Consider the following 16,000-nt stretch of genomic DNA (forward strand, 5'->3'; position numbering starts at 1 on the left):
ATGCGTCGTTTCTTTCGTATTTTCAGCCTAAGCCTGACTTTACTGCTTGCCTTGCTGCTAGCAGCCTTTTTGTGGGTTCAACACCAACTTCGTCAGCTTCCCGTCACTCATCTTGATTACCAAATCAGCAACTGGGGCCTGCGTGAACTGCAACTGGAGCATCTTAGCTTTGATTATTTGCTGGATGAGAGCCCGCTTCGCGTTGAACTCAAGCAGTTGACACTTTGCTGGCACTGGCGTAACTGGCGGCCACAACTGAATCAGTTAAGCATACAGCAGCTTGCCCTCAGATTAAACCAACTACCTGCCACAGCAGAGCCTTCCGACAAGACGGTCATGCAGTTGCCTGATGAGTGGCTCTGGCCTGGCTGGCTGCCAACCCAGAACCGCATAGACCAACTGCTGTTGGACCTACCTTGTGGCGAGCAACGGTGTCACTACCATGGCAGCCTGAAACTGGACTCTGCCGACCAACTGAGTGCTAACTTGCAACTGGCACCGCAGCATCAACCCGACAAACAGCTGGAACTGCAACTAGGCTATCAGTTACAACAACAATGGCCAGACATCCGTTTGCAACTTCATGTCACAGACTTGCTTCAGTTGCAGTTGCTTAGCAGCCTGCAAGCAGCGCAAGCGGATGCTATCCAGGCACACTGGCAAGGCGATATGACGCTTACCCTTCAGCCTCCACCAGCTTGGTTGCTGGCCGAGCTTTCCCAATGGCAAGTGACACTGCCCGAAGCCTGGCTGCAACAATTTCAACAGGACGTCACCGCCAACAGCCAGTGGCAGTTTGCCGTGCCCATTCACCTTAGCCCGCAGCCATGGCAACAGCTGACGGGCTCCATGCAACTTCAGCTCAGCAGCCCAAGCCCCTTGTATCTGCCTGAGTTAGGGCTGATAACCGCCGAATTACAAGCAAGTGCTGAATTTCAACAAGGCCAGTTAGCACCGTTTCGGCTAGCGGCTGGCGGTAAGTTAAGTGAGCTGCAATTGCCAGGGGCACTGACCGAGCTTGGCTTTCAGGCTGAACCGCTGTATTGGAGCCTAAGCAGTCAGCACAGTGAGGCTTTAAGCCTGTCTGAACTGCCCCTGCAGTTCCTGGTTGCATCCGCAGATCGCAAACAGCAACTAAGAGCCGAGTTTCAACTGGATCTACCAGAGCAACAAGCGATCGTTGAGCAGCTGCATCTGCAGCTGGCGCAGAATGAGATCAAATCCGGTGACTGGCAGTTAAGCCAGTTCCAACTAAACAGCAGCCTGAGCGGCGTGCTTAGCGCTAACTCGATTGAGTTGGTTAGTCTGAAGCCATTGCAGCTGCAAGCTGTCGTGCAAAACCCGGCATTGGAGCTAAGCTTAGCTCAAATGACTATGGAGCTGGATGAGTTAGAGCTGTCCTCTTCGGACACTGAAAACCAAGCAGCTAGCAGCCAGCAACGCTTTTCGGGCAAAGCCTCACTGAGTGCCAAGCAACTGCTACATCCTGCACTGAAACCGCTGGACTGGCAATGGCAAGGGCGCTTGCAGGCCAGTAGCAGTCAGAGTTGGCAGTTCACTGCGAAAGGCGAACTAACCGCATCTTCCGGCCTGGAGTTTCAAACGGACTTACAAGCAGTTCCAGACACTTTGTCACTTAGCTGGCAATTGGCTGATGTCTTTCTGTTAGCCGGCAATACACTGGCTACAACGCTAGCCGACTGGCCTGAGCTACTGACCTTGCAACGCGGACGAATCAAACATCAGGGAGAGCTTATCGCACCGCTGTCTGGCGAAAGTTACCAGCTGTCTAGCAGCACTGAGTTACTCGATCTGGCTGGTTTTTACGACACCACCCTCTTTCGTGGTCTGAGCAGCCAACTGCAGCTCAGCGCGGATGCGGAGCTGCTCCAGCTTGGCATCACACGTCTTACTCTGCAACAGTTTGAGCAAGGCGTGGTTGGTGGCCCCTTGCAATTGGCGGCAGAGTATCGGGCCCAATGGGATGCGCCGGCGTCAGGTAAGCTCGAGCTGCACAACAACGAGCTTATCTTGTTCAATGGCCGGATAAAATTACCGCCTATGGTACTGGATCTGGCTCAGCAAGAATGGTTGTTGCCACTGCACATTCATCAACTGGATTTGCAGCAACTGCTGACCCAGCACCCGACATCGGATTTAACCGGTCAGGGTTTGATTAACGGCCAGATCCCGCTGATTATTTCTGCGCGCGGAGTTGAAGTGGCTAGTGGTCGCTTGCAGGCGGAAGAACCAGGCGGTAGGTTAAGCTATCGCTCACCGCAAGCGAAAGGCATGGCCGCCAGCAATCCGGGCATGAAAACGATCGTTGCTGCTCTGGATGACTTCCACTACTCTGTGCTTAGCAGCGACGTCAGCTACAGCACAGATGGTCATCTAACGCTGGCACTGCGACTGGAAGGCCGCAACCCTGCCATGGAAGGAGGCAGACCAGTACACCTTAATATTACGCTGGAAGAGAACATTCCGGCGCTGATAACCAGTTTGCAATTGACCAATCAACTGAACGAAGTGATTCAAAAACGGGTCCGGGAGCGGTTGCAACGACCGCGCCAGCCTTAAGGAGGAAACACCATGTACACCAAAGTGATCACCTTGCTTGCGTTGTCGCTGTGGCTAAGCGGTTGCACCCCAACCGTCCAGGTAGCCGCGCCAACCGAGCCAATTACTATCAACCTGAATGTGAAAATTGAACATGAGATCCTGATCCGGGTCGACCGCGAGCTGGATCAGTTGTTCAGTGATTCCAGTGGCTTATTCTAAGGAGAGCATGATGAAAGCAACAACAACCTTTCGTACCCTGCTAGCGACTTTGTTGCTGGTTTTCGCCCTGCCGGTTCTGGCGATGAATCTACAACAAGCCATGAATGCGTTAGGCCCGGCTAAAGAACAAGGCCTGATCGGCGAGCAAGTCAATGGCTACCTGGGGGTGGTGCAAGCGAGCGCGGAAGCGCAGCAAATTGTTGAGTTAATCAACGATGCCCGCCGCGCTGAATACAGCCGTATTGCCCGAGACAACAACATCGCTGTAGCCGATGTCGAAGCCCGGGCCGGACAACGGGCCATCGAGCGCACCCCGGCGGGCCAGTTTATTAAACTGGATGGTCAGTGGGTCAGAAAGCGCTGAAATAAGGCTGATGCAAAACCTGCTCTACAACACTAAGCAAATTCGGGCCATCGAGCAGCAGGCTATTGCTGAGCTGGCTCAGGGCGACTTTGTGCTGATGCAGCAAGCAGCAAGCGCCCTGCTCGGTTTACTGAAGCAACGCTGGCCCAGCCGTAAAAGCTTACTGGTGTATGCGGGTAACGGCAACAATGGTGGTGATGGTTACCTGCTGGCCGCATACGCCAAAGCCGAAGGCTACCGTGTTGCCATTAAGTGCATTGGCGATCATAGCAAACTGCCGAATGCTGCCATGATGGCAAAACAAGCAGCAGAGCAAGCCCAGATCCCCTTACTAAGCCTGGACGATTCTTTCAAGGCCGATGTGCTGGTAGATGCGCTATTGGGCATTGGTTTAAATCGCCCAGTAAACGGGCATTACGCCAGCGCCATTGAGCAAATAAACCTGAACACTGCACCGGTAGTAGCCGTTGATGTTCCTTCTGGCCTTTGCGCCGATACCGGTCAGGTTTTGGGCACCGCGGTGCTGGCCGCAGTAACCCTGAGTTTTATTGGCTACAAAGTCGGTTTATTTACAGCGGATGGACCGGATCATTGCGGTGACTTGTTGCTGGAACCTTTGTCCATACCACAGCATGTACTGGCAGCTCAGGACTGCAGTACCAGCCTGGTACCAGGGCCGCAATTACTAACACAACTAAAACCAAGACGTACTAACTTCCATAAAGGCCAGGCAGGCCATGTGGTGATCCTTGGTGGTGACTTTGGCATGGCAGGTGCCCCCTTACTCAGTGCTGAAGCGGCGCTGCGCTGTGGTGCGGGTTTAGTCACGGTCCTTACTCGTAAGGAGCATGTTGCAGCTTTAGTAGCTCGAAGACCTGAATGCATGGTACATGGCGTGGAAGCGCAGCAAGACTTGCACCCTTATCTGCTCAAAGCCAATGTGATTGTTGCAGGCCCCGGGCTCGGTCAGCAGTTTTGGGGTCAGCAGTTATTGCAGCAAGTACTGGCACAGGACAAAGCCTTACTGTTGGATGCCGATGCACTGAACCTTTTAGCACAGCAAACACCCCCTCATCATAAGCAATTGATCCTTACACCGCATCCTGGTGAAGCCGCTCGCTTGCTGAAATGCAGTAACCAGGAGGTACAACAGAGTCGGCTGAAAACAGTCAACGCCTTGCGTCATCAGTATCAGGCTACCGTGCTGCTCAAAGGGAATGGCAGCCTGGTTGCAGGCACAGATGGTGTACAACTGCTGAATGCCGGCAACCCGGGCATGGCTTCTGCCGGTATGGGCGACCTGCTGAGCGGTATTATTGCAGCTTTATGGGCGCAGGGCCTTAGTGCCTGTGATGCGACCGCTCTTGGCGGCTGGCTGCATGCCACCGCGGCAGACCGGCTGGCAGCACGTCATGGTCAGCGCGGCTTGTTGGCGTTGGATCTGCTGGAGCAGGTGCGCGCACTGCTTAACCAACAAAGCGCTTGATAATTTCACTACACCCATTGATTTCAACAACTTAATCACCTATCTTTTAGACTGTAGCAGTAATAAAGGCCAGCAATCGCACCATGCCTGCTCATTCCTTGCTCAAACAGAGCTTATTCCTAAACACCCGGTGGCTGTTGTGCGTTTGCATTGTCTGCAGCTGTTTTATCCATGCTTTGGCTCAGCCTTTCCCTCCGCCACCCTCCCTGTTCTTTCAAACCGGCAATCACCAGCAAATCCCTGAACACATTGTGACCACAATCGAGCAGGATAACAGTGGCTTCTTATGGATTGGCACCGCCAGTGGCCTGGTGCGATACGATGGCTACCGGTTTTTACGTTTTAGTCATCAGGCGGAGCAAGCCAACAGCCTGAGCGGCAACTTTATACAGTCACTGTTAATACGACAGAATGGTGATTTGTGGGTGGCGGCAGTCCCAGGCGGTTTAAGTCGCTACCTGCCGAAAGTCGCAGCCTTTGAGCGTTTCGATGACTTCCCGTCTGAACAAGCTGCTTTTTGGCACAGTGCTCAGACGCTGGCTGAAGATCAGCAACAACAGCTGTGGGTTGGCAGTCGCAATGGGCTGGCCCGGATCTCCGTCACTGGCCAGGCTGACATTCTCTCTGCCGATGCCCTGGAGAACATCAATGTCAGAGCTTTGCTGGTGGATGCAGATAATCAGCTCTGGATAGGGCATCGCCAAGGCCTGCTGAGGCTGGATCTGAATTCAGAATCGATGCAGCCCAAGGTATTTGACCAATTAACTGGCCAGAGTGTGCTTAGCCTGAAAGCAGCACCGGATGGTAGCATCTGGGTAGGCAGTGCTAGCGCCGGCGTTTTCTGGTTGCAAAAAGGCGATGATGCACTCAAACCTTTTGCCGCTCCGGACACCACAGAAGCACCAAGCCCGGTGCATGATCTGCTGCACCGGGGTGATAATGAAATCTGGCTAGCCAGGCTGGGTGGCATTGAACGCTGGCAACGAACACCACAACAGCTGCTGAATCGTTTTGAGCCGGATCCATCCGATCGGTACTCCTTATCGCACAGCGATGTAAGGGTGCTATTCCAGGATCAACAGCAGTTGATCTGGGTTGGCAGCTTTGGCGGCGGCTTGCAGCATTACCAAAGTTCCCATCAGGTTAGCATGCTGCGCTACAGTCTGAAGGACAACCAGGGTATCTCTAACCCGGATATCAGCAGTATTCTGGAGCTCAGCAATGGCGATATTTGGCTTGGTACCCGAGGTTCGGGGGTTGATATTCTGCGTCCAGGTGTCGGTATTATCGCCCGTTTGCAGCAGGGACCTGGCCCAGAGCAATTGCAACAAGGCTTTATCACTGCTATGGCCCAGCAACAGGATGGCATGGTCTGGCTGGCGACTTATCCGGATGGGATTTATTGGGTAGAACCAGAGATCCATCGTATTGAGCGACTGCACGAGGCCAGTGCACTAAATGAAACCGTGAGGCGCTTTTTCATCGACAGTCAGCAACAGCTTTGGCTGGGAACCCAGCAAGGGGTTTATCGCTGGCAGAGCACCCCTGGTCTGCTTCAGCCTTTTCAATTAATGGCAACTCAGCCTCAGGCAGATTACATCAATGCCATTACTGAAGACGCTTATGGTCAAATCTGGCTGGGTGGCGGGTCTGGCGGTTTGTACCGGCTGCACCCTGATGACGATGCCGCCAGACTTGTCCACTTTGCCAACCGTGAGTCTCCCACGTTAAGCATCCTGGGTTTACTGGCTGAGGAAGACCGGCTGTGGCTCGATACCCCCCAGGGGTTGTATATTTTGGAGCATCTGGACGCGGAGCGCCCGGTGATAACCATGGTCACCCGAGGGCTTAAACAACACCAGGCCTTTGGTGCCAACCTGCTTAAGGATAGCCATGGTCGCTTATGGACCCAACAGCACCTGTACGACCCTGATAGCAAACAAAGCTTCAGCTTACCTGAAACCGCAGGCTTTGTGGTCGGAACCCCCTGGTTTCGCTCTTATTACCAAAGTCGCTCAGGCTTGATGCTGTTTGGCAGTACCGAGGGCTTGTTGCTGGTTGATGCCGACAACTACCAGCCATGGTCTGCGGCCTTTCCGGAGCTTACCCTGACTTCAGTTCAACTTGATGGACAACCTGCTCCCTTGCCGGAACAACAACTGACACTGGCACCCTACCAGCGAGGCTTTAGCCTGGAGTTTGCCGCGCTGGAGTTTCAGCAACCAGATGCCATCCGTTACCGCTATCAACTACTGGGTTTTGATCAAAGCTGGACGGAGGTCGATGCCACCCAACGCCAGCTTAGCTATACCAACCTGTGGCCTGGCCAGTATCAGTTGCAGGTTCAAAGCAGCAATTCGCTCGGTGTCTGGAACCCCCGGATGCTTGTGTTGGATGTGGTGATAGAACCAAAGATCTGGCAACAGCTTTGGTTCCAGTTACTTTGCCTGCTGCTGCTCAGCGGCTTGCTGGCAGCCTTGTACCTGTGGCGAATGCGGGCAGAAAAGCGCAAAGCCAGGCTACTTCGCCTGCAAGTTGCCCGTCAGCAACAAGAGCTACTGGTAGCACAAAAGCTACTGATAGAAAAAGAAAAAATGGCATCGCTTGGTCAGGTTGTTGCAGGTGTAGCCCATGAACTGAATACACCGCTTGGCATCGGTATGACATCCAGCACTGTGCTGCTCAATGAAACAGAACAAATAGAGCAGCTGTTTCAACAGAAAAAAATTACCAATCAACGTATGCAGCAATTTCTGCAGCACTGCTTTGAGCACTTGAAGCTGTTGATTAAAAATCTGGAGCGTAGCGCCGACCTGGTACATCACTTTAAGCAGGTCGCCGTTGATCAAACCGCCTGTCAATTGCAGCAGATCCAGCTTCCCAACTGGTTGGATGATCGCCTGCGCCCCTATCGATTGAGTTACCCCGATGTGCGTATAGAACTTGTCTGTCCCAGTGTGCAGCTGCTGGTGCGGGCCCAGGCTCTGGAGCAAATTGTGTTTCAGTTGCTGCAAAACTGCTGCCTGCATGCCTTTAGCGAGACCACCGAAAAGCGGGTCTTGGTACAGTTTCATCTTCAGGACGATGAGTGCCACTTACTGGTCCGGGATCAAGGTCAGGGGATCCCAGACGAGCTGCAGTCACGAGTATTTGAGCCTTTTGTCACCAGTAAACGTGGCAGTCACTGCCATGGTCTTGGCTTGCATTTAAGCTACAATCTGGCAAGCCAGGTATTAAATGGCAGCATTGAGTTGCTGCATACTGGCCCGGATGGCAGCCATTTCTTACTGCGCTTCCCGATGCAAGGTAGTAAAGCAGGCAAAAAAGACAAAGCCGGCTAAGCCACTTGCATTTTCAGAAGAAAAGTCCAATATAGCTGCTGTACCCCGCCTGTTTAGCAGGCGGTTTTTTTATGCGACAGGAGATCATAATGTCCAAACAACCTGCGATTATTCTTTCAAGTCTGGATTACGATCGCATTGATGCTTTGCTGGCCAAAGAAAAAGAGCTGAGCCCGGTGCACGAGCAGCTGTTACTGGAAATGGAGCGCGCCACCTTACTGGAGCCAGAGCAGATCCCAGCAGATGTGGTGACTATGCATTCCCGAGTGCGCTTTAAGCTCAAAAGCAGTGGCAAGGAGTTTGAAAAAACGCTCTGTTACCCGCAGGAGCTGGCAACAAGCACTGATGGCATCTCGATTTTTGCGCCGGTAGGCGCTGCTTTGATAGGGCTGGCGGTTGGCCAGCACATTGACTGGCCGATGCCCGGTGGTCAAATGGATCAGGTGGAGATTATCGAGCTGGTCGATCAGCCCGAGCGCAAAGGCGAGTATCATCGCTAAGCGCTCTGCTGTTTAACGCATTATTTTGAGCAACACCGCTGCTCCATGTATCCTTTCGAGCAGCACCGCTGCTTTATCTATCCGTCAGGGCAGCACTGCTGCCCTATTCCACCATCTTTAAAATCGGTTCCATAATGTCCTGCATGGTCACAAGACCTGCCAGTTCGTTATTGTTCAGCACCAATACCCGCTTAATGCGCTGCTGACTCATCAACGCCGCTACATGCTTCACTGCCAGATCTTCACCCACCGCAACCACCGGCTTGGTGTAAATGTCGTACACATGCAACAAATCAATATCACCGCTTTCTGCGACGATGGTTTTTAAAATGTTGGTGTGAGTGATCAGGCCATACGCATCATGCGGCTGCTGCTTTTCCACTACCAGCGATTTTAAATCGTGCTTTTTCATCAGGCTGAGCGCTTCGCGCAACGTAGTAAAGGGCGAGACCGTCACTACCTGTTTGACCATAATGTCTTTGACCAGTCGGACCGAATCCATATCAGAGTTCCTCTTTTAAATGTTGTTCAAACCGCTGCACCTGTTTGACATCAATGCCGGCTAAATGCTCCAGTGGTACGGTAAATACCAGGCCTTCCGAGCCGCCCTCGTCTTTGGCAACCACCTGCTTGATGGCCTTTAACACCCCAAGCGATAAGGACTTTTCCAACACCATCAGTAGCACCGTCTGGCTGCCTTCAAAGCTCAGGCCAAAAAAGGTTTTGCGCTCATCGCAAGGAATGCCTTTGCCTGCCAGTATGGTGATACCAGTGGCGCCATGTTTGCGGGCGGCCTTGATGGTTTGCTCTTCGTATTCATCGTTGACGATAGCAACCAGGGCTGAGAATTTCATTGGGGTTGTCTCCTGAATTTGGCGGCGTACTCCATTAAAATAGCGTACGCCATCACTGTAATAATCGGGAATATCGACGCAAAAGCAATCAGGCCAAAGCCATCAATCAACACATTACGCCCTTCAATATGAGTAGCAAGGCCAATGCCTAAGGCAGTCACTAAGGGTACTGTCACTTCCGACGTGGTGACACCGCCCAAATCAAACGCCAGCGCAATGATGTATTTGGGTGCAAGCGCTGTCAGTACGATAACCAGCAGATAGCCCGCCATAATGTAATAGTGGATGGAGTCACCGGTAATAATGCGGTGCACACCGACAGCAATACCTATCGCCACCCCAAATGCAACAATGATGCGGATCACACTGCCTTTTAGCCGGCCCGGTGCGGCTTGCTCCGCCTGCTGGCCCACCGCAATCAACGCAGGCTCGGCCATGGTGGTGGCAAAACCAATCATAAAAGCAAACAAATAGATAAAGGGCAGATAATTACGCGCCATCAATTGCTCGGCCATGCCCTCACCAATGGGGAACAGGCCAAGCTTTAAGCCAATGACAAAGGCATAGAGCCCCAGCAGCACCATGACAAAGCCAAAAATAACTTTCACTGGGTTATTCAGTGGTTTGCGCAGTACTAAGTATTGGAAAAATAACACCACGAATATAATCGGCAGCACATCACGCAACATGGTAAGTAAGTCGAGCAGCATCTGCAGCAGTGGATGCACAGCAGTGATCTCTGCCGAAGCCAGCTCCAGTACAAGTTCCGGCGTAGGCGCTACGTTGTACACCCAAATGCCATAAAGCTGCACACTGATCATCGGCACCATCACCGCCATGGCCACCAGGCCAAAGCCATCCATTAAGGGATTACGGCCACGAATGGATGCCGCTAAACCTAACCCAAGGGCCGCAATTAAAGGCACGGTGACAATATTGGTGGTGACTCCACCTGAGTCGTAGGCAAGGCCGACAATTTCTTCCGGCGCAAACCAGGTCACCGTGACCACCAGGATATAGCCGATGATCATGTACCAATGGATCGGATGGCCCAAAATAATGCGCAATACGCCAATGGCCATCACCGCCCCCACCGACAGCGCGACAATCAGCCGCAGCGTCAGGCCATCGACCCGGCCATCACTGATTTGCTCAGCCTGCTGCGCCACCGCAATCAATGCAGGCTCAGCCACTACGGCTGAAAAGCCCATGGCAAAGCCAAAGGCCATTAAAATGGGAATGGAGCCTTTACGGGCAAACTGATTGGCCAGGCTTTTCCCAACCGGAAAGATACTGAATTCCAGCCCCTGTAAAAACATCGCCACACCCAATGCCACGATGGCAAGACCGAGCGTCAGCATCCAGGGATCGTTTGGCATCTGGCGTAAAATCACCGCCTGGAAAAAGACCACCACCGCCACAATCGGCAGCAGGTTTTTACTGGCATGCAGTATTTGATGCAGGAAATCCTTGAGAAACTGCACTCAGCCTCCAATTCAAAAAGCAGTCTATAGAAAAAAGCAACTGATTGTATTTATATATTTTTATCAGCCTAGAGTGTAGCTGATTTTACGTCTGTTTTTATTGATCAGAAATAAAAATCCCGGCTTTAACCGGGATTTTTAAAAAGACGCCTCAGTTCACCTTGCATGGCTTTAATTGCCAGACCCGGTCGACATAATCCTGAATCGAGCGATCCGAAGTGAACTTGCCGACACAGGCGGTGTTCATGATGGCTTTTTTCGCCCAGCCGGCTTTATCACGGTACCAGCCATCAATTTGCTGCTGCGCCGCCTGGTAACCTTCAAAGTCCGCCAATACCAAATACGGATCGCCACCTTCCAGCAAACTGTGCTTGATGGCTGCCAGCTCGCCCGGTTTGCCCGGTGTGAAGTAATCGGTTTCCAGCCAGTCCAGTACGGCTTTGATCTCCGGGTTGTTGTGGTAGTAATCACGGCTGTGGTAACCACTTTGGCGCAAGGCTTTGACTTCATCCACCGTTAAACCAAAGATGGCAATGTTGTCCTCGCCCACTTCTTCGGCAATCTCAATGTTGGCACCATCCAAAGTACCCACGGTAATAGCGCCGTTCAGTGCCAGCTTCATATTGCCGGTGCCGGAAGCTTCTTTACCGGCGGTGGAGATTTGCTCCGATACATCAGCTGCCGGGATCATTTTCTCGGCCAGTGTGACCCGGTAATTCGGCATAAAGACCACTTTGATGCGATCTTTCACCCGCTTGTCGTGGTTGATTTTCTCGGCCACTTTGTTGATGGCATAGATGATCTCTTTGGCCAGCTTGTAGCCCGGTGCCGCCTTGGCGCCAAAAATAAACACCCGCGGTACCATGTCGTAATCCGGGTTTTGCAGGATACGACGGTAGAGTGCCAGAATATGCAACAGATTCAGATGCTGACGCTTGTACTCGTGCAGCCGTTTGATCTGAATATCAAAGATGGCCGCCGGATCCACCGCTACACCGGTCAGATCCTGAATCACTTTAGCCAGATCCGCTTTGTTTTGCTGCTTGATGGCCATAAAGTCATCCTGCACTTTAGGATCATCAGCATATGCAGCCAATTTTGACAGCTGCTTTAAATCGGTTGGCCATTCACTGCCGACCAGGCGGTCCAGCATCGACGACAACCGTGGGTTGCAGGCTTTTAACCAGCGACGTGGCGTCACGCCATTGGTAACATTGGTGAACTTGTCTGGCCACAGTGCCACCATTTCCGGGAATAAATCGGATTGCACCAGCTTGGAGTGCACTTCGGCCACGCCATTGACCCGGAACGAGCCGACGACGGACAAATGCCCCATCCGCACCATCGGCTCATGACCCTCTTCGATAATCGATAATTTGCGCTTTTTATCGTTATCGCCCGGCCAGCTTACATCCACCTGCTCCAGCAAGAAACGGCGGTTGATTTCGCAAATGATTTCCAGATGGCGCGGCAATACTTTTTCAAACATCCGCACCGACCAGCTCTCCAGTGCCTCGGGCAACAAGGTATGGTTGGTGTAAGCAAACACCTGCTGACAAATGCCCCAGGCTTCATCCCACTGCATATCGGCACGATCGACCAGAATGCGCATCAGCTCCGGGATAGCGACCGCCGGGTGGGTATCATTCAATTGGATCACCACCTGTTTTGGAAACTTGCTCCAGTCATCACCATGGGCCCGCTTGTAGCGGCGGATAATGTCTTTCAATGAGCAGGAGCAGAAGAAATACTGCTGGATCAGCCGTAGCTCTTTACCGGCTTCGGTTTCATCATTCGGATACAGTACTTTGGAAATGGTTTCCGCTTCGATGTTTTCGCGCGATGCATCGATGTAGCCGCCCGAGTTGAACACGTCCCAGTTAAAGAAATCACTGGCTTTGCTTTCCCACAAACGCAGCACATTGACCGAGCTGCCGTGATAGCCCACCACCGGAATATCCCAGGGTACGCCTTTGATAATTCGGCCCGGGTGCCAGACTTTTTTCATCCGGCCTTGTAAGTCGTACACAGTTTCTACATAGCCATAGACTGAGATTTCCTGCACCGACTCCGGCCGGCAAATTTCCCACGGATTGCCGTATTCGCGCCAGCTGTCTGGTCGCTCAATTTGCCGCCCGGCCTGAAACTCCTGCTTGAACAAGCCATGCTCGTAATGGATACCATAGCCCACCGCAGGTAAGTTCATGGTGGCCAGCGAGTCAATAAAACAGGCGGCAAGACGGCCTAAGCCGCCATTGCCAAGCGCCATGTCTTCTTCCTGGTCTTCCAGCTCGGCGATATCATGGCCAAGCTCAGCCAGTGCCTGCTTGGCTGGCTGGTACAAGCCCAGGTTGTGCAGATTATTACTGAATAAACGGCCCATCAGGTATTCCAGGCTAAAATAGTGTACCGCCCGTGTATCCTGTTCGTAATGGTCGCGCTGCGTGGTGCGCAAACCATCAAAGACGGATTCATTCACAGCAGCACAGGTAGCCCGCCACCAAGCTTGCGGGCTAGCTTTATTAACATCTGTGCCCAGGGTCGCATGCAGATGACGTACGATTCGCTCTTTCAGCTGCTCAGCCGTTAGCTGCAAGGACGCCGAAGTCGGTTTTTTGGAGGTAGTTTTCTTAGTCATTGCCAATCCTGTTGGTTAGAAGCTCACCTGACTTGCATCGCACCAGCAATAAAATGCATCTTCAGTAGGGTGCTTGCTAAGCTTAGCTTGTCGCCAAGCTCAGACAAGTGAAAGATTTCCTGCTATTAAATGTAAAAAGATTACAAAAAACAAGGCAGGAATACGTTTGCAGTGGCATTGACAATAAATTATCGTAAGAATATTACAATATTTAGTGCCCTCACTCCCTGATTGTGGCAAAAACAGCATCGACAAAGGCTCTGGCATCGGTTTCTAGCCGGGCCATGTGCTTGGCATCAACGAAGCTTTCCAGATAAATTTTGTAGGTATTTTCGGTACCAGAAGGCCGGGCAGCAAACCAGCCATTTTTGGTTACCACTTTGACTCCACCGATCCCAGCCTGATTGCCAGGCGCTTTGGTCATCACCGCCAAGATGGCATCGCCAGCCAATTCGGTTTGCGCCACACTGCTGGCATCCAATTGCTTCAATGCTTGCTTTTGCGCCGGGCTGGCAGCTGCATCGAGCCGCCGGTACAAGGGACTGCCTAGTTCTTTGGTCAAAGCCTGGTATTGCAAGTATGGATCAACCCCGGTTTTGGCCAGCATCTCGGCCGCTAGCAGTCCCAGGATAAAGCCGTCTTTGTCGGTGCTCCAGGTCGAGCCATCAAAACGCAGAAAACTGGCACCGGCACTTTCTTCACCACCAAAAGCAACACTGCCATCGGCTAGGCCATCGACAAACCATTTAAAGCCAACCGGCACTTCATACAGGCTACGCCCACGCGCAGCTACTACCCGGTCAATCAAAGCACTGGAAACCAGGGTTTTGCCAATCTTAAGCTCGGTTGACCAGGCAGGTCGGTTGCTAAGCAGGTAGTTGATAGCCACTGCCAGATAATGGTTTGGGTTCATCAGACCACCACTGCGGGTAACAATGCCATGGCGGTCAAAATCCGGATCATTGCCAATGGCAATATCGTATTGATCTTTTAATTGGATCAGATGGCTCATGGCATAAGCCGACGAGCAGTCCATTCGGATCACCCCGTCTTTATCCAACGGCATAAAGCCAAAAGTCGGATCGACCTTCTCATTCACTACCGTTAAATCCAGGCCATACCGTTTGGCGATGACCGGCCAGTACGCAATACCAGAGCCACCCAGAGGGTCGACAGCAATGCGAATGCCGGCTTTGGCGATGGCGGCCATATCCACCACCTGCTGCAAATCCTCCACATATGGCGCTATGTAATCAAAAGCTTCGCATAAAGGCGATGCCAATGCCTGCTCAAAGGATACACGCTTTACGCCGCTCAGATCGGCTGCTATCAACTGATTGGCACGCTGCTGAATAGCATCCGTCACGTCGCTATCCGCCGGGCCACCATGTGGCGGGTTGTATTTAATACCGCCATCTTGAGGCGGATTGTGCGAGGGGGTAATCACCAGGCCATCAGCCTGCTCAGCATGCGTTTTGTTATGACAGATAATGGCATGGGATACCACAGGTGTCGGGGTAAAACCCTGCCCTTGTTGGATCCGCACCCGCACGCCATTGGCCACCAGCACCTGCAGCACGGAGGCAAAGGCAGGCTCCGATAGAGCATGGGTATCCTTGCCTATAAACAAAGGTCCGCTAATGCCCGCTTGCTGTCGGTACTCGGCTACTGCCTGGCTAATCGCCAGCAGATGCGGTTCATTGAAGGCATGGGCCATCGCACTGCCGCGATGGCCTGAGGTCCCGAAGCTGACCTGATGCTGCGGATTGGCAGCATCGGGTTTCAGTTCGTAATAGCTGCTGACCAACTGACACACATTGATCAGCTGATCCTGGCTGGCAACCTGGCCGGCATTCGGGTGAACAGACATAAACCTCTTCCTTATAGTAAATCGCGAATTTGTTCGGCTTCCGTGTCGCTGTAGCCAAGCTTTAAAGCGGCTTCAGTCAGCATCATTTTTTTCCGGGTGGTGTTGGAGTTGGTGATCACCCAAAAATCACTATCCGGAATGGCTTTGGGGTTGGTACTGCTGCCCGATTGCAACAGTTCACTGTCGCTTCGGCCAAAATACTGGCGATCACGGCCTTTAATCTCTAACACCTTGGCAAATTGCTTGGGGTGGGTTTTAGCCAGCGCCGATAAAATCAACAGAAAACGGCCAACAATGCTCGATTCTGCCTGCAAATCCTGCCGGCTGATGCGATCAAATACAGAGCCCTTGCTGCTTTGTTTGGCATCCTCTGGTTGGCCGATACTAGCCGTACTGCTTTTTTGCTCTGCAATCTCAGCTTTGGCCTGAGCTGTTGCACTTGTTTCGATCGCTGGTACCGCAGCATCGGCCGAGCCTAACAGCAAACGGCGCAGGATCTGCGACGCACTTTCACCAATTTGCTGGGTCTGACTGGCAATGTACTGGTACAACTCTTCATCAATTTCAATGGTTTTCATGCATTTGGCCTGTTACGGAACGATGGGATCTTCTGTCTTTGGCCATTATATAAAGCCACCCGAGCAGATACCAGCCTGTATCGTCTGCTTGCTCGTTTCTGCTA

The 16,000-nt window shown here is 52.4% G+C and carries 12 protein-coding genes; 6 read left to right on the forward strand and 6 right to left on the reverse strand.

Features of this window, described 5'->3' with window-relative positions; translation table 11 throughout:
* The 6 genes from JJU14_RS01065 (at position 1) to rnk (ending at position 8,472) form a co-directional block, all read left to right on the forward strand.
* Entirely contained in the window at positions 1-2,580 is a 2,580-nt protein-coding gene (locus JJU14_RS01065) for a YdbH domain-containing protein (protein ID WP_228610669.1), read from the forward strand.
* Between the two features lie 12 nt (positions 2,581-2,592).
* Positions 2,593-2,781 (forward strand): YnbE family lipoprotein, encoded by a 189-nt coding sequence (locus tag JJU14_RS01070; protein WP_091341180.1) that lies wholly within the window; start codon positions 2,593-2,595, stop codon positions 2,779-2,781.
* Between the two features lie 10 nt (positions 2,782-2,791).
* A complete protein-coding gene (locus tag JJU14_RS01075; protein WP_228610671.1) occupies positions 2,792-3,145 on the forward strand; it encodes a YdbL family protein in 354 nt (117 codons plus the stop codon).
* Between the two features lie 10 nt (positions 3,146-3,155).
* Positions 3,156-4,631: an NAD(P)H-hydrate dehydratase gene (locus JJU14_RS01080; protein ID WP_228610673.1), complete on the forward strand. Its 1,476-nt coding sequence runs from the start codon at positions 3,156-3,158 to the stop codon at positions 4,629-4,631.
* A 251-nt stretch (positions 4,632-4,882) separates the two neighbouring features.
* Positions 4,883-7,972: a two-component regulator propeller domain-containing protein gene (locus tag JJU14_RS01085; protein ID WP_228610676.1), complete on the forward strand. Its 3,090-nt coding sequence runs from the start codon at positions 4,883-4,885 to the stop codon at positions 7,970-7,972.
* Positions 7,973-8,061: 89 nt separating this feature from the next.
* A complete protein-coding gene (rnk, locus tag JJU14_RS01090) occupies positions 8,062-8,472 on the forward strand; it encodes a nucleoside diphosphate kinase regulator (protein WP_228610677.1) in 411 nt (136 codons plus the stop codon).
* Between the two features lie 103 nt (positions 8,473-8,575).
* On the opposite strand, the gene JJU14_RS01095 is transcribed toward rnk, so the two are convergent.
* The 6 genes from JJU14_RS01095 to seqA all read right to left on the reverse strand — a co-directional run bounded on the left by JJU14_RS01095 (position 8,576) and on the right by seqA (position 15,896).
* A complete protein-coding gene (locus tag JJU14_RS01095; protein ID WP_091341190.1) occupies positions 8,576-8,974 on the reverse strand; it encodes a CBS domain-containing protein in 399 nt (132 codons plus the stop codon).
* A 1-nt stretch (position 8,975) separates the two neighbouring features.
* The gene (locus JJU14_RS01100; protein WP_228610680.1) at positions 8,976-9,326 is read right to left on the reverse strand and encodes a transcriptional regulator; all 351 of its coding nucleotides are present in this window, start codon (positions 9,324-9,326) and stop codon (positions 8,976-8,978) included.
* Positions 9,323-10,810, reverse strand: coding sequence for a DUF1538 family protein (locus JJU14_RS01105; protein WP_228610681.1), 1,488 nt, complete (start codon positions 10,808-10,810; stop codon positions 9,323-9,325). Before JJU14_RS01105 ends, JJU14_RS01100 begins: the two co-directional genes overlap by 4 nt.
* Positions 10,811-10,961: 151 nt before the next feature.
* Complete coding sequence (locus tag JJU14_RS01110) at positions 10,962-13,448, reverse strand: glycogen/starch/alpha-glucan phosphorylase (protein WP_228610683.1); 2,487 nt, start codon at positions 13,446-13,448, stop codon at positions 10,962-10,964.
* Positions 13,449-13,668: 220 nt separating this feature from the next.
* A complete protein-coding gene (pgm, locus tag JJU14_RS01115; RefSeq protein WP_228610685.1) occupies positions 13,669-15,318 on the reverse strand; it encodes a phosphoglucomutase (alpha-D-glucose-1,6-bisphosphate-dependent) in 1,650 nt (549 codons plus the stop codon).
* Between the two features lie 11 nt (positions 15,319-15,329).
* Positions 15,330-15,896, reverse strand: coding sequence for a replication initiation negative regulator SeqA (gene seqA / locus JJU14_RS01120; protein ID WP_228610687.1), 567 nt, complete (start codon positions 15,894-15,896; stop codon positions 15,330-15,332).
* Between the last annotated feature and the right edge of the window lie 104 nt (positions 15,897-16,000).

It is taken from the genome of Alkalimonas sp. (genome assembly GCF_020831925.1).
GTDB lineage: Bacteria > Pseudomonadota > Gammaproteobacteria > Enterobacterales > Alteromonadaceae > Alkalimonas.